General features: G+C 62.7%; 21 protein-coding genes and 1 pseudogene. 9 read left to right on the top strand and 13 right to left on the bottom strand.

Features of this window, described 5'->3' with window-relative positions:
* Window positions 1-218 precede the first annotated feature (218 nt).
* Window positions 219-1,487: an alginate lyase family protein gene (locus GD429_RS16770; protein WP_227791665.1), complete on the top strand. Its 1,269-nt coding sequence runs from the start codon at window positions 219-221 to the stop codon at window positions 1,485-1,487.
* Window positions 1,488-1,973: 486 nt separating this feature from the next.
* Here GD429_RS16770 and GD429_RS16760 read toward each other — a convergent pair whose 3' ends face one another.
* Window positions 1,974-3,137 (bottom strand): DUF4382 domain-containing protein, encoded by a 1,164-nt coding sequence (locus tag GD429_RS16760; RefSeq protein WP_152858021.1) that lies wholly within the window; start codon window positions 3,135-3,137, stop codon window positions 1,974-1,976.
* Between the two features lie 496 nt (window positions 3,138-3,633).
* On the bottom strand, window positions 3,634-4,539 hold the full coding sequence (locus GD429_RS16755) for a helix-turn-helix transcriptional regulator (RefSeq protein WP_152858019.1): 906 nt from the start codon (window positions 4,537-4,539) through the stop codon (window positions 3,634-3,636).
* A gap of 61 nt (window positions 4,540-4,600) precedes the next feature.
* Between GD429_RS16755 and GD429_RS42055 the strand changes: the two are divergent.
* A pseudogene (locus GD429_RS42055) lies at window positions 4,601-4,780 on the top strand (IS5/IS1182 family transposase); the annotation flags it as partial.
* Window positions 4,781-5,016: 236 nt separating this feature from the next.
* On the top strand, window positions 5,017-6,084 hold the full coding sequence (locus GD429_RS16745; RefSeq protein WP_193727119.1) for a hypothetical protein: 1,068 nt from the start codon (window positions 5,017-5,019) through the stop codon (window positions 6,082-6,084).
* A 145-nt stretch (window positions 6,085-6,229) separates the two neighbouring features.
* Here the strand turns inward: GD429_RS16745 and pstS are convergent, their stop codons facing one another.
* Window positions 6,230-7,255 carry a phosphate ABC transporter substrate-binding protein PstS gene (gene pstS, locus GD429_RS16740; RefSeq protein WP_152858013.1) on the bottom strand — a complete coding sequence of 342 codons (1,026 nt, stop codon included), beginning with the start codon at window positions 7,253-7,255 and terminating at the stop codon, window positions 6,230-6,232.
* A 46-nt stretch (window positions 7,256-7,301) separates the two neighbouring features.
* The gene (locus GD429_RS16735) at window positions 7,302-7,568 is read right to left on the bottom strand and encodes a hypothetical protein (protein ID WP_152858011.1); all 267 of its coding nucleotides are present in this window, start codon (window positions 7,566-7,568) and stop codon (window positions 7,302-7,304) included.
* Between the two features lie 232 nt (window positions 7,569-7,800).
* Here GD429_RS16735 and GD429_RS16730 point away from each other — a divergent pair, with 232 nt between their 5' ends.
* Entirely contained in the window at window positions 7,801-7,992 is a 192-nt protein-coding gene (locus tag GD429_RS16730; protein WP_152858009.1) for a hypothetical protein, read from the top strand.
* Window positions 7,993-8,060: 68 nt separating this feature from the next.
* On the top strand, window positions 8,061-8,375 hold the full coding sequence (locus GD429_RS16725; RefSeq protein WP_152858007.1) for a hypothetical protein: 315 nt from the start codon (window positions 8,061-8,063) through the stop codon (window positions 8,373-8,375).
* A gap of 128 nt (window positions 8,376-8,503) precedes the next feature.
* On the opposite strand, the gene GD429_RS16720 is transcribed toward GD429_RS16725, so the two are convergent.
* The gene (locus GD429_RS16720; protein WP_152858072.1) at window positions 8,504-9,355 is read right to left on the bottom strand and encodes an aldo/keto reductase; all 852 of its coding nucleotides are present in this window, start codon (window positions 9,353-9,355) and stop codon (window positions 8,504-8,506) included.
* A 210-nt stretch (window positions 9,356-9,565) separates the two neighbouring features.
* On the opposite strand from GD429_RS16720, the gene GD429_RS16715 reads away from it, so the two are divergent.
* Entirely contained in the window at window positions 9,566-10,537 is a 972-nt protein-coding gene (locus tag GD429_RS16715; protein ID WP_152858005.1) for a LysR family transcriptional regulator, read from the top strand.
* Between the two features lie 101 nt (window positions 10,538-10,638).
* Here GD429_RS16715 and GD429_RS16710 read toward each other — a convergent pair whose 3' ends face one another.
* Together GD429_RS16710 and GD429_RS16705 are read right to left on the bottom strand one after the other, a co-directional pair.
* Entirely contained in the window at window positions 10,639-10,995 is a 357-nt protein-coding gene (locus tag GD429_RS16710; RefSeq protein WP_152858003.1) for an STAS/SEC14 domain-containing protein, read from the bottom strand.
* A gap of 182 nt (window positions 10,996-11,177) precedes the next feature.
* On the bottom strand, window positions 11,178-12,083 hold the full coding sequence (locus tag GD429_RS16705) for a LysR family transcriptional regulator (RefSeq protein WP_152858001.1): 906 nt from the start codon (window positions 12,081-12,083) through the stop codon (window positions 11,178-11,180).
* A gap of 118 nt (window positions 12,084-12,201) precedes the next feature.
* On the opposite strand from GD429_RS16705, the gene GD429_RS16700 reads away from it, so the two are divergent.
* From GD429_RS16700 to GD429_RS16690, 3 genes are all read left to right on the top strand, one after another.
* Window positions 12,202-12,792 carry a flavodoxin family protein gene (locus GD429_RS16700; RefSeq protein WP_152857999.1) on the top strand — a complete coding sequence of 197 codons (591 nt, stop codon included), beginning with the start codon at window positions 12,202-12,204 and terminating at the stop codon, window positions 12,790-12,792.
* 72 nt (window positions 12,793-12,864) lie between these two features.
* Window positions 12,865-13,920 carry an aldo/keto reductase gene (locus GD429_RS16695; RefSeq protein ID WP_152857997.1) on the top strand — a complete coding sequence of 352 codons (1,056 nt, stop codon included), beginning with the start codon at window positions 12,865-12,867 and terminating at the stop codon, window positions 13,918-13,920.
* A 93-nt stretch (window positions 13,921-14,013) separates the two neighbouring features.
* On the top strand, window positions 14,014-14,304 hold the full coding sequence (locus GD429_RS16690) for a DUF1330 domain-containing protein (protein WP_152857995.1): 291 nt from the start codon (window positions 14,014-14,016) through the stop codon (window positions 14,302-14,304).
* Between the two features lie 58 nt (window positions 14,305-14,362).
* On the opposite strand, the gene GD429_RS40475 is transcribed toward GD429_RS16690, so the two are convergent.
* Genes GD429_RS40475 through GD429_RS16665 form a run of 6 tightly spaced genes read right to left on the bottom strand, consistent with a single transcriptional unit; the run spans window position 14,363 to window position 18,465 of the window.
* Window positions 14,363-14,539 (bottom strand): hypothetical protein, encoded by a 177-nt coding sequence (locus tag GD429_RS40475; protein ID WP_193727117.1) that lies wholly within the window; start codon window positions 14,537-14,539, stop codon window positions 14,363-14,365.
* A 19-nt stretch (window positions 14,540-14,558) separates the two neighbouring features.
* The gene (gene aroE / locus GD429_RS16685) at window positions 14,559-15,392 is read right to left on the bottom strand and encodes a shikimate dehydrogenase (RefSeq protein WP_152857993.1); all 834 of its coding nucleotides are present in this window, start codon (window positions 15,390-15,392) and stop codon (window positions 14,559-14,561) included.
* 7 nt (window positions 15,393-15,399) lie between these two features.
* Complete coding sequence (locus GD429_RS16680) at window positions 15,400-16,611, bottom strand: CaiB/BaiF CoA transferase family protein (RefSeq protein WP_152857991.1); 1,212 nt, start codon at window positions 16,609-16,611, stop codon at window positions 15,400-15,402.
* On the bottom strand, window positions 16,611-17,069 hold the full coding sequence (locus GD429_RS16675; RefSeq protein WP_152857989.1) for a MaoC family dehydratase: 459 nt from the start codon (window positions 17,067-17,069) through the stop codon (window positions 16,611-16,613). Before GD429_RS16675 ends, GD429_RS16680 begins: the two co-directional genes overlap by 1 nt.
* 2 nt (window positions 17,070-17,071) lie before the next feature.
* Window positions 17,072-17,464, bottom strand: a complete 393-nt coding sequence (locus GD429_RS16670) for a VOC family protein (protein ID WP_152857987.1) — start codon at window positions 17,462-17,464, stop codon at window positions 17,072-17,074.
* A gap of 41 nt (window positions 17,465-17,505) precedes the next feature.
* Window positions 17,506-18,465, bottom strand: coding sequence for a ketopantoate reductase family protein (locus GD429_RS16665; protein ID WP_152858070.1), 960 nt, complete (start codon window positions 18,463-18,465; stop codon window positions 17,506-17,508).
* Window positions 18,466-18,506 lie beyond the last annotated feature (41 nt).

Below are 18,506 nucleotides of genomic sequence, written 5' to 3'. Positions count from 1 at the left end.
ACGCCTGTTGGATCGGCATGCGCAGAACCGGAACGAGTCTTCCCGGGATGATGGACGAGTCTTTACGGCGTGCTTACTGTCAACCGTAGCGTCGCGAGGGCCGTTCATACGTTGCAAAGCGGCTTTCTCCCGGCGGCCCGTTCATCGTACGCCGGTTCCTGTTCGAATCCATGCTGGTTCTTTCTCGGCAAGACTGGCGCAACCATCATCGGAGCCGTATGGCATTTCGTCTGTCCTTGCGAGCAGCAGCCACGATTCCCGTTCTTGGCATCGTGATGCTTGGCGGGTGCATCGCCGCGACGCAGCACCACACCGACGTGACCGGTTCATATCAGTCACACACCGGCGCGCAGCCGAAGCCTGCGCCCGGCGCCCGCATGGCCGGCGCACCTTTTGTTCACCCCGGCCTGCTGCATGCGGAGAGCGATTTCACGCGCATGCGCGTGAACGTCGCCGCGCGGCGACAGCCGTGGTTCGACGGCTGGCAACGCCTGGTTGCCAACCGGCATGCGTCGCTCGACTGGAAGCCGAATCCGCAGCCGGCCATCTATCGCGGACGCAACCCCGACCACGCAGAGAATTACGCCACGCTCTTCAACGATGCCGCCGCGGCCTACGCGCTTGCACTTCGGTGGAAGATCACCGGCGACGACGCATACGCGCAACACGCGATAGAAGTCCTGAATGCGTGGTCGCGCACGCTGACGACGATCGGTGGCAGTTCCGACAAGTTCCTGGCTTCCGGTATTTACGGCTATCAGCTGGCGAACGCCGGCGAAATCCTGCGCACGTCCCCACTATGGCGCGCCGACGATTTCCGGCGCTTCCAGTCGATGATGCTGGACGTGTTCTATCCCATGAACCACGACTTCCTGGTGCGGCACAACGGCGCAAAGATCGACCACTACTGGGCCAACTGGGATCTCGCAAACATGGCATCCATGCTGGCAATCGGGGTCCTGACCGACCGTCACGACATCTATGCAGAAGCGGTCGACTATTTCAGGCATGGCGCCGGCAACGGTTCGATCGAACACGTGGTGTGGAAGCTGTATCCGGATGGGCTGGGTCAGGTGCAGGAAAGCGGGCGCGACCAGGGGCATACCATGCTCGATATCGCGCTGCTCGGGGCGTTCTGCCAGATGGCCTGGAGCCAGGGGGACGATCTTTACGGATATGACGACAACCGGTTCCTGCGCGGAGCGGAATACGCGGCCCGATACAACCTCGGGAAGGACGTGCCTTACACGCAATACACGAACAGCGACGTCACGCAGCCCGTCATCTCGCCGGGGTCGCGCGGTGACGGGCGCCCGATCTGGGCACTCGTCTACAACCATTACATCGTGCTCAAAGGGCTCTCGGCGCCGGACGTCGAGGCTTATGCCCGCAAGGTTGCGCCGGAAGGCGGCGGTGGCGACTACGGTCCCAACAGCGGCGGCTTCGATCAACTGGGATATGGGACGTTGACATATACGCTTAAATGACGGCCAGCGTCTCGGGCAGGTTATCCGGTACGGTCGCGATGGCCTTGCTCAGATCGAGTTCGACACTGTTGGACAGACGCACATGCAACGCGAAAGGCGCATGTACTGCTGCATCACTGGCGGGTGGCTTGCAGGCGTATCGGGTAGCGGGGGTGTCATCGATCAGACGTGAAGTTGCTTTGGCTGCCCGCGTTTACCAGCGGCTCCGGCCCAGCCTATCGGCGTAGCCGGTAAAAGCAAGGCCCGCGATGCGCGGGCCTTTCATCAGCAATTGCCTTTCTTCGCTTGTCCGGGCGGACAGAAACCGTTCCCCGGACCGCCTTGCGGCGCGACCACTACCGGCTGCCCGGGAAGGTAAGCCACGCACCCGCTGAGTGCACCGATCATGCTCGCCGCAGCGAGCAGTGCGATAACCCCTTTTTTCACTTCGTTCTCCCGTTTAAAGGGAAAGGGCCGTTCGGCCCTTTCCGTTATGCCATTGGACCGTCAGAAACTGAAATTGACGTTCGTCTGGCTCGTCGTTGCATTGACGTTCGTCGATTGCGTTGCCCCCGACGCTGCGTCCGCTTCGATCGTGTATTGGCCTGCCGCCGCCGGCGCGGCAGCCAGCGCGACCGGCAGCGAACCCGAGTACGTGCCGACGATCGGCGCGGCCGTCGGCACCGACAGCGCGTACGCACCCGTATCCATGTTTGCGTTGACCGACGTGATCTCGTATGCGTTTGCATCGATCGTCTGCAGCGCGCGCACCAGCGCGTTCGCGCTCGCCGTCACCGTGCCGCTGACCGTGCTCATCGTCGAGCCAGGCAGCGCGATCGGCACGTTCGACGTCGACACCGCCGTGCTCGTGTTCACGACAACCGGCACCGAGCGGACGACGCCCGACGCGACGTTGTTCTGCACGATCACGACGTCGTAGTTGCCCTGCGTCGAGCTCTGGATCAGCGGCGACAGCACGAACTTGCCGGAGCTATCGGCCACCGTGCCGCGTACGACCTTGCCACCTTGCTCGGCATAGACCGTCGCGCCCGCTTCGGCCTGCGCGACGTAGCCCGAAATCGCGCCGCTCACGACCGTCGGCGTCGCCGTCACGACCGGCTTGAGTGCATAGGTGCCGTTGCCGCGCTGCACGATCGACTTGCACGCATTGAAATCGAGCACGAGGTCGACGAGCGTGTTCGGCTGAACCGTGAACGGCGTGATGATCTTGTAACCGCTTTGCGTCGCGCTCGGCGTCGCGAGCGCCTGCTCGTTGCCGCCCGTCGGCACGACCGAGTTCGCGAGCGTGTTGCCCTGGTTCTGCGCGAGCACGAGGCGAACCTGCTGATACTGGCCGGCCGGCAGCGCGGTCTGGCCGAGATCGGCGAGCGCGCCGTTGGTCAGCGACAGCAGGTCGATCTTCTGCGGCGTCGGCAGCGTGATCGTCGACCAGCCCGCGTCGTTGTCGCCCGCGTTCGAGCTGGCATTCACGCGCACCTGCGACACGGTGACGAACACATGATCGAAGCCGCATGACGGAGCATCGGTCATCGCGACGTGCAGCGTGCCGTTCTGCACGCTGCCGCTGCCGCCGTCGTCTCCGCCGCCGCAGCCGGCAAGAACGAAAGGCACGAATGCAGCGCAAAGGGCACTTTTAAAGAGCTTATTCATTGTCACCCCCCATGGGTGTTATTGTGGGTGACGGAAGAATAGCGTCGCTTCAGCTTACTATTTGGGTATCTTTGAAACGAACAGTAACTTTTGGTTCGATCGGTAAATTGTGCGCGAGATTAATGCCGCGTCGGGACGAGCGAAGCGGAACAGAGCAGCGTTTGTCGCGGTGGAGTGCGTAATGCAGGCGGCTCGGGACACAGCAACTGCGGCGCGGCAGTAGTGCGATGCAGCCGATGCCGCAATGCGATCGATCGGAGCGGATGCCCTAAGCAGATATTGAGGCGTAGCTTCCAGTGCAGGGTATCTTCCGATGCTCTAAACCATGGCCCGAAGATACTGCTGAATTTCCGGGCACTGACAGTCGTTTTGCGAGGGAGTTGGCGCGGGCTGTTGCCTCAATCAGGACAAACCCGCTGCCGGTCTGAACGTCGTTTCCTGTTGCCTCATATCCTGACGATCCCGCAAAGCAGCGCAGTAGCACCGCGGTGCTCGATCAACGGTTGTCCGCGCGCCATTGACTGGGTGTGACGCCGGTCAGGCGCATGAATGTCCGCGTGAAGTGGCTCTGGTCCGCAAAGCCACACAGATCCGAGATCATGTTCAGCGGCATGGCGGACGTGCGCATGTACTTTTTTGCCAGCTCGACGCGTTGATTGATCAGCCAGCGATGCGGCGGCAGCCCGGTGGTCTGATGAAAGGCCTTGAGGAAATGACCGCGAGACAGGCCGCAGGCTTTCGCCACATCGACAAGCGAAATTTTTCCGTTGAGGTGTTCGAACAGAAGTCCTTTTGCCTGACGTTCCTGCCACGGCGTGAGTTTGCCGGTCTGCCTTTCCCGCTGCTCGCCGATGCCGCCGTACTGATGCGCGATATGCGCCTGGAACGCGAGCGCGACATGGTCGATGAAGAGTTGCGACGCATATTCGGGCCGCGCCAGCGCGGGTAGCAACGCTTGTCCGAGGTGATGGACAACCGGGTCGGTTGCACTCAAGTGCGGCGGCAAATAAAGCTGCGGTCGTCGCCGGCCGCCGATTTCATCGGCCGTCTCCTCCAGCGTTCGGCGAGGCAGATGGAAATGGAGGCAGTCGAACGCCCCCTTCAGATCCGCCACCCACCTGCGGTCGAGGTCGTGAATCGTCACGGTCCCTGCCTTGTAGGGGACGAAGCGGGCAGCTCGTCCGTCGAGCCACAAGTCCTGTTCGCCGAAAGCGCGCAATTGCAACACGATGAGATCGGCGTCTTCGAGGTCATAGGGCGCGGTCCGGCCCATATTTCTCCGCGCCGACTTCAGCCGACTGATACCGATCTGCGCGGATGGCAATGTCTGGGTGACGACGGTCTGCCTTACGTCGGCCGGAATGAATTCGGAAGTGGCGTTGTCCGACGGTGCAGTAGCCATAAACTCGGCGAGAAGGTCAAGGATCGAGCCGCGCAGTCTACCAAATCGAAATTGCGGTTGCCGATCAGCCCGGCGGTGGGAGCACGAAGGGGTGCTTGAGGCGATGCAGCAAAGGCTGGACCGCCAGTTCGACGTCCTGACGATACGACGCGGTACCGTCAAACATGTGTTCGGAACATTCAATCACTGGATGGGTTCGATCCCTTTGCAGATCCGCGCGTTCGTCGCGACGCAGATCGCGGCGACCGGACAACGTTGGCGCCACGGTTACCGTGGCGGTTTGGAAGTAGTTCAAGGGCAGCGCAGGGGCGGTGGTGGGTATTTGAACTTGCGATATCCTTCAATTGCCGAGGTTCGCGATGATCCGCAAGTTCGCGTGTCGTCCGTTTCTGGGCGAAGCGTAGCGGCAATACCGACACAATCGAAAAGGCCTGGATTGAACACCGATATAACCATTCCAACCAAGGCAAAACAATGATGACTTCCAGCGACGGCCTGACCAGCCCAGCGCGGCTCCTGCGACTCGCCTCATGGGTGATTGCGATCATCTTCGCCGTCTTTCTGAACATGCTCGGCAGTCTCGTGATCCGCGACATGGCGTTCGCCCCGAGGGGCGGGCCGCCCGTCATCGAGCAATTCGCGGATGCTCCGGCGAAAGCGCGACTGGACGCAGCGCGGCGCAATCTGCAGACGCAGCACGACACGCTCGCCGAGAAGGCCGACACAATGGAGGTGGCGCGCGGACGCGCCGCGAAGGAGTACGCGGCCGAGAAAGAAAGTTTCCGCAACTGGCTGGCAACCCGCTCGGTGACGGGAGACAGTGCGAGAGACCCGGACATTCTGGCGAGAACCCGCAAGCTGGATACGCTCCAGGCAGTGGTGATCAACTGGCAGCATCAGATCGATGCGATCCGCGACCAGCAACGGGCGCTGGCATTGCAGCAGACTCAAGTGGACACGCAAATCGCCGAAGCGGACGCTGCAGCCGAACGGCGCTTCGACAAGGCGACCCGGCATTACGAGTTGCAAGTGTTCGGACTGCGGCTTGCACTGACGTTACCGATACTGCTGGTCGCGATCTGGCTGTTCATACGCTACGGCAAGGCGCGCTACTGGCCTTTCGTATATGGTTTCGGCCTGTTTGCACTGAGCGCGTTTTTCATCGAACTGGTTCCGTACTTGCCGAATTTCGGCGGCTATGTCCGGGTCCTGGTCGGCATTGCGCTCACGGTATTCGCCGGCCTTTACATGATGAAGGCCTTTCAGCGCTATGCCGAACGTAAGCGGCTCGAATTGCAGCAGGATCAGGGAGAGCGTGCACGCACGATCGGATACGAAAAGGCCGTTCGCTCACTCGAAAAAAAGCGCTGCCCGTCATGCGACAAACAATGGAATCTCGGTGGCGACGACTCCACGTTCTGCGTGCATTGCGGATTGAGGCTCTTCAATGTATGCGAATGCGGTGGCCGGAATTTCTTCTTCTTCCCGCATTGCCATCAATGCGGTGCCGCGCAGGGAAATGAGTTGCCAGCGTCATCCGACTGACGGTCGGCGTGTTTGCAACACGCACTCGCTGGATTCCGGGTTTTATCTCTGGTGTCGGGATTGATTTGACTCTGAAGTTTGCAGGTACATCGGTGGGGCGAGTGTTCAGACATATGCGATCGATATCGCGTTCCACCCAACGCTCTCAATCCACCAGCGCTTTCCCGGAGGCGTCCTTGATCTTTGCCTTCCATTGCTTGCGGATTTCGGCCACGACCGGATCCGGAAGCGAGATGTAGTCGAGATCCGTGGCAGCCTGGTTGCCGTTGCGGAATGCCCAGTCGAAGAACTTCAGCGCTTCCTTGCCCTGTTCCGGCTTGTCCTGCTTCGCGTGCAGCAGCACGAACGTCGCGCCGACGACCGGCCATGCTTCCTTGCCCGGCTGGTTCGTCAGGATCTGGTAGAACGACTTCGACCAGTTCGCGCCGGCGGCAGCGGCCTTGAACGTTTCCGTCTTCGGCTCGACCGCCGTGCCCGTCGAGTTCTTCAGCGCGGTGTAGGTCATGTTGTTCTTCTTCGCGTACGCCCACTCGACGTAGCCGATCGCGCCCGGCAGGCGCTGCACGAAGGCCGCGACGCCGTCGTTGCCCTTGCCGCCCGTGCCCGTCGGCCAGTTGACCGTCGTGCCTTCGCCGATCTTCGACTTCCACTCGTCGCTGACCTTCGACAGGTAGTTCGTCCAGATGAAGCTCGTGCCCGAGCCGTCGGCACGGCGAACGACGGCGATGTCCGTATCCGGCAGCTTGACCTTCGGGTTCAGCGCGGCGATCGCCGGATCGTTCCACTTCTTGATCTTGCCGAGGTAGATGTCGCCGAGCACCGGGCCCGACAGCGTCAGTTCACCGGCCTTCACGCCCGGCACGTTGACGACCGGCACCACGCCGCCGATCACCGTCGGGAACTGGAACAGGTCTTCCTTCGCGAGCTCGTCATCCTTCAGCGGCGCGTCCGAACCGGCAAAATCGATCGTCTTCGCGACGATCTGCTTCAGGCCGCCCGACGAACCGATACCCTGGTAGTTGACCTTGCCGCCGCCCGTCTTCCTGTACGCCTCTGCCCATTTTGTGTAGATCGGTGTTGCAAAAGTGCTCCCGGCGCCGGTGATATCGGCAGCTTGAGCGGCGATGGCAACAAGAGCGAGGACGCAGGGAACCAGGATCCGGATGTTCATGTATCACCTTCTGTCTAGGTCGGCATGCCTGCACGCCGGTTCTGATCTAGAAGTCTGATTTGTCGAGCTGGATGTGCCGGCCGTCGTTCGGCAATGCATGCCGATTGACCGCGACAGCGATCTTCTCGCGATTACTCTCAAATGCGGTGAGCAACTGCTCGGGTGTCGCCGTGTTTGCGCCGAGCTTTTCTCGAATGATGTTCGCCGGGAGCTTGATTGCAACGTACCCCCAACCGGTGCCATACGCAGAGAACGACAGGCTCAGATCGTCGCAGACGACCGGGTATGTCAGACAAGTGGCGGAGTCTGTCATGGTGCGCGTTGAGTGGTCTCGCATCGGAGGGTGATAGGAGTATTGCATCTGGATGTGAAAACTCAAGGAGCGTGCAACTGCCGGAAACGCTCGGTTCCCGTCACTTGCCACCATGGAGGCCAACGCGCGATCGCCATCGTGTTGCGCAGTGTTTTTTAGCGGAAAAGATGTGCTCGCTGAATGTGATCAGTTTGAAGCCGCTTCCCATGGAGCGAGGAACCGTGATGCCCCGATGCCAACCCTCGCCTTGTTCGAATACGTGGAGGGCGGGGGCATCTGGCTCGGTGGTGGTGAAGAAGTCGTCATCGCGTGCTTTTCCGTCATGGGGCGACTGCGGGGCAACGACATCGAAGGCGCGAGTTCAGTCTATCGGCATTCAGGTTGCCGTGAAAATACCGATGCGCCGAGCGGCACAACATTTTGAAATATCGATATGCAGCGTGAGATCCGACTGGCATATTGATGTGACGATTGTGATTCTTCGGAGGCTTCATGGACAGCGATTCGCTTGTCTGGGCAGGAGTGCCGCACAACAGCGATGGAGTGGTCTTTCAGGTTCGCGTGCGGCGCGGGCTTCAGCGCTTTCATATTGCGCGGATGGTTCTCGAGAAGGCGCTCGATCTCGAGCGATTGGCGTCCGATGCACGACAGCTCGAGTGTTTTTATGAACACCTGGGGCCGATCCTGGGCGCCGCCCGGAAGACGCGCTCGAGTGCCAAGGCGGATACCGTCCCTCTGAAAATTTCCGATTTCGCCCGAGCGGGCAAGACCTGGGCCGGGCAGGATTCCCGGGCGGTGACACGATGAGCACCGTAGCGAGGTTGACGAGCCTCAAGGCGTGACGACCGGGCGCAGCGAACCCGACGCATGCGCGTTACTGCTTTCGGCGACGGGGCGGCCCGATTGACCGATCGGACGCCGCCCCCGATTGCGCATCAGAGGCCGAGCTTTCGTTCGCTCATCCACGTCACGATCGCCGGATCGCGATGGGAGAAGAAGCTGCTCGTGCCGGTCTCAAGCGTTGCGATGGCCTGCATGTCTTCCGCGGACAATTCGAAGTCGAAGACGGCCAGGTTTTCGAGCATTCGCTCCTTTCGCACGGATTTCGCCAGCGCGACGATTCCACGCTGTACCACCCAGCGCAGCACGACTTGTCCCACGGTCTTGCCGTGGCGCTGCGCAATCGCCACGAGTTGCGCGTTGTCGAACAGGTTGTTGCGCCCTTCGGCGAAAGGCGCCCAGGCCTCAGGCTGAACGCCTAGCCCCCGCATGAAATCGACGCTTTCGTGCTGCTGGTGAAAGGGGTTGACTTCGATCTGGTTGACCGCTGGCGTCACCTCGTTGAAACACGCGATGTCCATCAGGCGATCCGGGTGGAAGTTGCTCAGGCCGATCGCGCGCAGCTTGCCGGCGCGAAGCGCTTCCTCCATCGCTCTCCACGCGCCGTGAACGTCCGAGAACGGTTGATGGATCAGGAACAGATCGAGGTAGTCGAGGCCCAGACGCTTCAGCGACTTGTCGATGGCCACGCAAGCCCGTTCGTAGCCCGCGTCCTCGACCCACAGCTTGCTGGTGACGAACAACTGGTCGCGCGGTACCCCGCAACGCTTGAGGCCGCGCCCGACAGCCTGCTCGTTCTTGTAGGACGCGGCGGTGTCGATCAGGCGGTAGCCTGCCTGTACCGCATCGACGACGCAGCGTTCGCATTCCGCCTCGTCGGCAATCTGAAAGACGCCGTAGCCGACGATCGGCATCTTCATCCCGTTGTTCAGTGTCACATCCTGCATGGTCGTTCCCTTGCGCTGAAAGTCGAAGGCGGCATGAGGCGGGCTCGGGACGAGCCGGCTACCTCGGCCCCAAAGCGCTACTTTAGAAGGCGCAGTTTCAAGCGAATAGTCGAATTTCTGTTGCACCAGTATCAATTTGAGATTGATACTGGTGCAACGCGAACCCGACACCCGAACCCGACCATTCGCGCTTCAACGCAAGCTTCGACCATGCCCAGCAACGACTTCAAGGCCATCGCAACCTTCGCCAAAGCCGTGGAACTCGGCAGCATCCGACAGGCTGCGCTTGCGCAGGGCGTCACGCCGCAGGCTGCGAGCCAGGCCATCGCGCAACTGGAGCAGCGCCTCGGTGTCCGGCTATTGCATCGGACCACGCGCAGCCTCGCCCTCACCGAGGAAGGGCAGCGGTTTCTGGCGAATACGCAGCCCGCACTGGACGCACTGGACCGGGCGCTTGTGCTGGCGCGGGAATCCAAAGACGAGATCGCGGGGCCGTTGCGTATAGTCGGGCCGAAATCGTCGTTCGCCGCCATTCTCATGCCGCTGCTCGACGCGTTCTGTCGCGAGCACCGCGGTATTCAGCCGGATGTCCAGCTCGATGATGGAATCGGCAACTGGGTGCTGGATCGCGTCGATGTCGGCTTCAGGATCGGGGCGTCAGCCAGCGAAGGCGTGATCGGTCGGCAGCTCTTCCCGATCCAGATGATCGTGTGCGCGGCGCCTGAATACCTCGAATCACACGGCACGCCATCGACGCTGGACGACCTGGCGGCGCACCGTTGTGGCGTGTTCCGGCATCCTGCCACGGGCAAGGTGGCGCCCTGGTACCTGAGCGTCGACGGCAAGCTCGAACATCGGCAGATGTCCCCTGCATTTTCGACGAACGATTCGGAGCTCGAAGTGCAGGCCGTGCTCGCCGGTCAAGTGATGGGGCAGCTCGCGGGTTTCTCGGCTGTGTCCCATATCCGGGCGGGACGACTGGTGCCGGTTCTCGTGCAGCACATGAGCGCGCACATCGGTCTGCACATTTATTATGGAAGCCGAACTGCTCTGCCCAAGCGAGTGCGGGCATTCCTGGATCTCGCGTTCGAGCGCCTGCACGACTGCAACGATTACGTGCTCGCCGACAAGGAGCTTGAGCGGTTCAAGTCGCGGACGAAGCGATCTGTCCGCGCGCGGTAGCTCGATCGATTCATCGAGCGTGAATCGCCTTCCGGTAGATTGCCGAAGAGCGCGACCGGTTGAATCCGCAACCGTGAAACGTCATTCGCGAGCAGCGCCGCTCAGGTGTTGAGCCAGGCGCGCGCCTGCTCCAGCTCGCTGACGCGGAACGCCTTGACTTCGGCCTTCGTAAAGAACCGCGCCAGATGCGTCGACGCACGGATCCAGCCTTCATCGGCCACCACGGCGGCGCGCGTGATCTTGCGAGCCACGGGAACGCCGAGCGTTATATCGGTCCACAGCGCTTTCGGCTCGATGCCGGTGAAATGCTCGATACGTTCGAGCACGCGGGTTTTGCCGTTCGCCTCGAGATCGCCGCGCATGCGCTCGATGGCTTCGCGCAGGTCGTGGTCGGTGACTTTGCCTTCGACGGAAATTTCGACGACAGGGGAATTGGGCTCGGTGTGATACTGGATCATGGCAAGACCACCTGATTAGGGAGACGTTACACACCCAGGCGCGGCACGGACGCGCCTGGCGTTCGATGATCTTTTCATGGTAGCCCTTTCCATACGGCTCCGGTAGCACCGTTCGGAGCAGGCTGACGGTTGCGCCCCATTACCTCCGTCGCGCCGCCCCTTCGAGCCGCTACACCTGAGGGTCAATCAAAATAGGGCTCCAATAACCGCTCGATCCAGTCCATGAAGGCCCGGACGCGTGGCGACAGGTTGCGCCGATGGGCCACCACGAGCGACGCGGCGAGGGGCTCGGGGCGCAAGTCGGGCAGAACCTCCACCAGCGCGCCGCTTTCGATGTGATGCGCGAGCGCCGAATATCCCGCCTGGATCAACCCGATGCCCGCCAGCCCGGCTGCATGATAGGTCTGCACACTGTTGACCTGCATCGCGCTCGGCAACGGAAGCGATGCATAACCGTCGCCGTCCGGGTATTCCCATCCGGCATGCCTGGCGCCGAGTGTCAGCGTGTAGTGGACCATCCGGTGCCCCTGGCTGCGCAGATCGTCGAGCGTGTGCGGTATGCCGTACCGCGCCAGATAGCTCGGGCTCGCCGCATTTGTCATGCGCAGCTTGCCCAGCGGCCGGGCAATCAGCGTCTCGTCGACGATCGGACCGAGACGGATCACGCAATCGAACCCTTCCTGGACGAGATCGACACGCCGATCGGTGCTGGAAAGTTCCAGCTCCAACTCCGGATATGCCGCCATCAGCTGCGGGAGCGCGGGAACCACGACGCTTCGTGCCAACTCGGTGGGCATGTCGACGCGCAACCTTCCCCGCAGCGGTGCGCCATTACCCGAGAACATCGATTGCAATTCCTGTACTTCGGCCAGCAGGTCCCGTGCGCGCAAATAAAAGGCGCGTCCGTCTTCAGTAAGCTGCACGCGCCTCGTGGTCCGATGCAACAGCGCAACACCCATATCCCGCTCGAGCCCACGGATCACCATTGACACACGTCCCTTCTGAATACCGAGGCTTTCGGCCGCACGCGTAAAGCTCGTCATTTCGGCGACACGGGCAAAGATCAGAAGCGCGTCGAGGTTTTGCATTGTTCACCCAGGGAGTAACAGAACGTTCAGTTTGTCATCATTTATAACTCAGTTGCGACTCAGTAGAGTGGCCTCCCATGTTGTCCACCGAGGACAATCCGAACGAAAGGGAGCCACCATGACTCAACACACCTCTCCGGTCAAAACGGTCGTCGTCTACCACTCCGGTTATGGGCATACCGAGCGTATGGCACGCGCTGTCGCCGAAGGCGCCGGTGCCGTACTCGTCGCAATCGACACCGACGGAAATATTGCCGAGGATGCCTGGAATACGCTTGCCGGCGCGGATGCGATCCTGTTCGGCTCGCCGACCTACATGGGCGGCCCCAGCTGGCAGTTCAAGAAGTTTGCCGACGCATCCTCGAAAGCCTGGTTCGAAGGTGCGTGGCAAAACAAGATCTTCGGCGGCTTCACCAATAGCGCAAGCATCAACGGCGACAAGCTCAATACGCTCGAATACTTCGTTCTGCTCGCCGGGCAGCACGGCGGCATCTGGGTCAGCATGGATATCAAGCCGGCGAACATGAAAGCCTCGATGCGCGACGACCTGAATCGCATGGGCTCCTATCTCGCGCCGATGGCGCAGACGCCTGCCGATGCGTCGCCTGCCGAGATGTCGCCGGGCGACCTCGAGACGGCACGCCGCTATGGCGCACGCGTCGCAACGATCGCCGGACAGTTTCGGTCCGGAACATCTCAAGGCACCTGAAATCCTCGCGCGCGGGACGTGACGGACCGGACGCCGCCGCATCCTATTCAGCCAATCCCGACAGGAACAGCGATGAAATACAAGCAACTCGGCCGCACCGGCCTGTATGTCTCCGAGCTGTGTCTCGGCACGATGACGCTGGGCGGCAATGCCGACGCCGGCATGTGGAAGGCGATCGGCGCAGTCGGTCAGGACGACGCGAACCAGTTGATCGCCCGCGCGCTCGCCGACGGAATCAATTTCATCGACACCGCCGACATTTACTCCTTCGGCCAGTCCGAACGCGTCGTCGGACAGGCGCTGAGAGACATCGGAGTGCCACGCAGCGAGATCGTGCTGGCTACGAAGACAGCCGGCGTGATGGGACCGAAACCCAACGAGCAGGGGGCGTCGCGCGGCCACATCATGGATTCGGTGCAGAGGAGCCTGGAACGGCTCCAGGTCGACCATATCGACCTTTACCAGATCCACGCCAACGATTCCGTCACGCCGATCGAAGAGACGCTGCGAGCCCTCGACGATCTCACGCGGCAGGGGCTGGTTCGTTACGTCGGCGTTTCGAACTGGCGCGCAGGCAAGATCGGCAAGGCGCTCGGGCTGAGCGAAGCGCTGCGCGCCACGCGCTTCGAGACGCTCCAGGCCTACTATTCGATCGCCGGACGCGACGTCGAGCGCGAACTGGTGCCGCTCGTTATCGACGAGCGGATGGGGCTGCTCGTCTGGTCGCCGCTCGCCGGCGGATTGCTGTCCGGGAAGTTTGGCCCCGGCGCGCCAGCCGAAGAAGGGGCGCGGCGCAGCCATTTCGATTTTCCGCCGGTCGATCTCGAGCGGGCCTGGCCGTGCGTTGCGGAGATGCGCGCCATGGCCGACGCGCGCGGGGTCTCGGTCGCCCGCATCGCGCTCGCCTGGTTGCTCGCCAAGCCGTATGTCACGAGCGTCATCATCGGCGCCAAGCGGGTCGAACAGCTCGAAGACAATCTCGGCGCGGTCGATGTCGCTCTCACCGAGGACGAGCTTGCGCGTCTTGATGCCGTGAGTGCGTTGCCGCGCTGCTATCCCGGCTGGATGATCGATCGTCAGGATTCCAGCAGGCGTCCGTTGCCGTTCAGGCCCGTTGCGTCGAATTAGAACCGGCTACCGAGCACCCATACCGCCGACATCGCCGGTTGTGCGAATGCGCCCCGCGTCGAGTCGAACGCACCCACTGAAAGAGAGATAGACATGCCAAAGGGTTATCTGATCGCACATGTCAGCGTCTCGGACGCAACTGCTTACGCCGCCTACGCAAAAGCCGCCGGCGATGCGATGAAGAATTTCAGCCCGAAGGTCATCGCTGGTTGGGGCGAGTATGAAAACCTCGAAGGCGAGGCCCACGAGCGGCACGTAGTCCTCGAGTTCGATTCGTTGGCCGAGGCCAGGCGTTTCTATGAGAGCCCCGAATATCAGGCGGCCAAGGCGCTCCGCGCCGGCGCAGCGACCGGGACCTTCGTCATCGTCGAAGGGGCTTCATGACTCCGGCCGCGAAGCGCCCGAACGCCAGACCGTCGCCTTGATCCAGTGCCGGGCATTTTCACGAATCCCGGCCGCTCTCGCGTTCGTGAAGGCGCAGATCGACCACGGTGCATGCGTGAAAGATGGCCGCGCATTGCCGATCGGTGCCGGGGCAGCGGGCAGCGCGATCGCTTTGCTCGAGGCGCTTGCCGAACACGTTGTGCTTGATACCGTGCAGCAGCGGGATTTTCTTCATGCGTATCGCCATCGCAACTTCAGTCCAACGGCACCGTGAGCCGGTCGATCACGGCCCGCGTCCCGGGGCGCACGCCGCGCCACCAGTCGAAGGCTTCTGCCGCTTGCTCGACCAGCATGCCCACGCCGTCCGCGACAGTCCGCACGCCGGCATTGCGCGCGAGCCGCAGGAAAGGTGTCAGCCGCTTGCCGTAAGCGAGTTCATAGGCTGTACCCTCCGTGCTGAACACACTCGGCGGAACGGGCGGCAGGTCGCCGGTGAGACTGGCCGACGTTGCGTTGACCACCAGATCGAAACGTCCCATCGCCTCGAGATCGCCGTAGCCGCAGGCGAGCAGCGGGCCACGCGCGTCGACCTGAGATGCGAGGGCTCGAGCTTTGGCCAGATCCCGATTCGCGATGACCAACTCGGCGGGGCGCGCCGCCAGGAACGGCAGCAATGCGCCGCGTACTGCTCCGCCCGCGCCGAGCACCAACACGCGTTTGCCGTCGAGCGGCAGGCCGAGGTTCACCTCGATGTCGCGCACGAGTCCGATTCCGTCGAAGTTCTCGGCGACGATGCGGCCGTTGTCGAACTTCATGGCATTGACGGCTCCGGCAAGCTTCGCTCTTTCGCCGAGTTCGTCGGCCATCGCGAAGGCCTTCAGCTTGAAGGGCGCGGTGACGTTCATCCCCTTGCCGCCCGCCGCGACGAAGGTCCGCACGGTTTCCGCGAAGGCTTCGTCGGGTTCCAGCAGGCCTTCGATGGCCGCATAGGTCATGTCTTGCTGCGTCTCTTGCGCAAAGAGTCCGTGAATCAGCGGAGATTTGGTGTGTCCGATCGGGTTGCCGATCACCGCGTACTGGTCCGTCATCAAGGCCTCACTTCGAAAAAAGAACGCCGTCGGTCTGCATGGCGTCGATCTCGGCAGGGCCGAAGCCCAACGACCGCGCCACTTCCGCGTTGTGCTGACCGAGGTCGGGCGCGACGTCGCGGATCGTCGTATCGCAATCCGAGAAGCGGAACGGCAGGTTGGGCAAGCGCAGCGTGCCGTAGCGCGGATGCTGCTGCTCGACCACCATGCCGCGCGCCCGGATCTGCGGATCGGCAAGCACCTCGTCGATGCGCTGCACTTTCGCGCACGGGACGTCGATCGTGTCCAGCAGCGCCAATATCGACGCCACGGAACGGGCGGCGACCCATGGTTGCACGACGGACAGGATGTCCGACCGATGGGCATTGCGCCCCACACTGTCGTGGAATCGCGCATCGGTACCGAAGCCGGCCGGCCCGCCATGAGCCTCGACCACGGCGGCGAAACGCTTCCAGGCATCGTCCACCTGCGCCGCGATCACGAGATCGCCGTCGGCGGCACGGAACACGCCGTAGAGCGTCGAGGTCGGCATGTCGTGACCCGTTTGTTCGGGTAGCACGCCTTGCAACGTGTAGCACTGCACCGCGTACTCGTGCATCGACACCAGCGTGTCGTACAACGCCATGTCGATATGCTGGCCCCGGCCGCTACTCGCGCGCCCGAGCAGCGCGGCGTTGATGGCCGCCACCGCATGAATGCCGGTGTACATGTCGCCCAGCGAGATGCGCAGCAGCGGCGGTGGTTCGCCCGGCGTGCCGACCATCTGCATGATGCCGCTCCTGGCCTCGGCGATCAGGCCGAAGCCGGCGCGATGAGCATCCGGTCCGGTATGGCCGTAAGCGGAGATCGAGCAATAGACGAGGCGCGGATTGCGTGCCGACAACTCGGCATAGCCGAGCCCCAGCTTGTCGAGCGCGCCCGGCCGGTAGTTCTCGACGAACACGTCCGCCGAGTCGCACAGACGCTGCATGAAATCCTTGCCGCGCGGGTCCTTCATGTTGACGCTGACGCCGCGCTTGCCCATGTTGAGCTGCAGGAAGTAGCCGCTTTGCCGGTCGTCGAGCACGGTAGCGTGCTGGCGCCCCGCATCGCCGCTGCCCGGGCGCTCGACCTTGATGACTTCGGCGCCGAGCGCCGCGAGGCAGCGTCCCACGTAGGGGCCGGCCAGAAAGTGGCTGTAGTCGACGACGCGCATACCTTCGAGAGGGCGGGCTTGCATCAGAATGCTCCCGGCCGGCGCGGCACCATCAGGCGATGCTCGCCGCGCTGGACGACCTGGCCATCCTGATTGATCAACTCGGACGGCAGCACGACGATGCCCCAGTCGGGGCGGCTCTTGCTTGTCCGCATCGAACCTACGCGGAACTTGACGTGCAGCACGTCGTCGACCTTGATGGGCAGGAGAAAGTCCCACGTCCAGCCGAGCGACATCCCCGGCAGGAAGCGGTAGTCGCTCTGCGTCTTGAGCCCATCGGCGATCGACAGCCCGAACAGGCCGTGCGCGACGAGGCAGCCGAAGTGGCTCGCATTGGCGTACTCCTCGTCGACGTGCACGGGCGTGCGGTCGCCGGTGAGGTCGGCGTAGGCCAGGATGCGCGCTCGGGTGACGGTATAGCACGGGCTTACGCATTCGTCGCCCTCACGGGCGTCGTCCCAGTACTTCTCGATGATCGTCATGGTCACGCCTCCGCGCGCGGGTTGATCGCCAGCGCCTGCGCGACGCATGCTGCCGGCCTGGCCTGGATCAGTTCGACGGCGAGGCCGTCCGGCAGGCGCACCCAATTGCGCCCCTGCGGCATTTCGCTTACGCCATGCCGTTGCGCCGCGGCCAGTGCGGCCTCGAGGTCTTCGCACATCACGCCGAGATGCGCGAGCCGGCCTTCCGGACCTTCATGATGGGGGTCATGGATGAATTGCAGGCCGCCGAGTGTCCAGTACTGCCGGGGTTCCTCGCGGGTACCGTCCACCTCGCGCATGGTCATGCCGAGCACTTCCTCGAAAAAACGGATGTGCCAGCGGATGTCCTTCACCCAGATGGCAACGTGCTCCAGATAGGCCTTCGGAACGTTCATGCGGTTGTCTCCTTTGTCTGCCGGGGTTGGCGCTTCAGCGCTTACGCCGGCCCCATGCAGGTGTTGAAGTGTTGTCGGTCGGCCATGGCGCGCTCGATGCCCTTGATGCAGGCCACCAGCGTCGCGTTGACCGGAGTCGGCACGCCATGCCGCTGTCCCAGGCGCACGACCGAACCGTTGATGAAGTCGATTTCGGTGACCGAGCCTTTCTCCAGGCTTTGCAGCATCGAAGTCTTGAAGGCCGGAGACAGTCCCGCCGCGGCCAGCGTCCACGCCTGTTCGGAATCGGTCATGGAGAGCTTCACGCCGGCGGCCCGGGCGACCGCCATCGCCTCGGAGACCGCTGCGAGGGCGGTCGCCTTCAACAGCGGCTCGTCATAGAGTTGTCCATAGGTCAGGCCGGTGACGCCGGTCAGTGCGCCGGTGGCAACGTTGACGAGCAACTTGTCCCACATCGTGCCGACGATGTTGTCGCTCACGACGGTGTCCAGCCCGGCAGCATTGAAGGTTTCGGCAATCGCCCGCACGCGGGGCGTGAGCCGGCCATCGAGTTCGCCGACGTAAGTGGTCTTGCCGGCCACACCGGACTGGATATGCCCCGGGCCGCGCATGACGCCGCCGACGTAGGTCTTGCCCGCCAGCACCCGTTCGCGGCCGACGATGTCGGCGAGCACATCCTCGTGCCCGAGGCCGTTCTGCAACGACAGCACCAGCGTATCGGGCCCGATCAGCGCTTGCGCGCCGCGCATCGCCGATTCGGTATGGAATGACTTGACCAACACGACGACCAGATCCGCAGTGCCGGTCTCGGCGGCCCGCGTGGTGGCACGGACCATGACGCGCCGCGATCCGGCGTCGTCGTCCACCCGCAGACCGTCGCGACACATCGCCTCGACGTGCGCCATCGAGCGGTTGAGCAACCAGGTCTCGTGGCCGGCTTCGGTGAGCGCCGCGCCGATGGCACAGCCCAGTGCGCCGGCACCCAGAATCGCGATCTTCAATGGCATCTCCTTGACATGGAATCCACGATACGAGTTGCTGT

The organism is Burkholderia sp. BE17 (assembly GCF_009362305.1).
Taxonomy (GTDB): domain Bacteria; phylum Pseudomonadota; class Gammaproteobacteria; order Burkholderiales; family Burkholderiaceae; genus Burkholderia; species Burkholderia pyrrocinia_C.
This window is presented reverse-complemented; position numbering and strand designations above follow the sequence as displayed.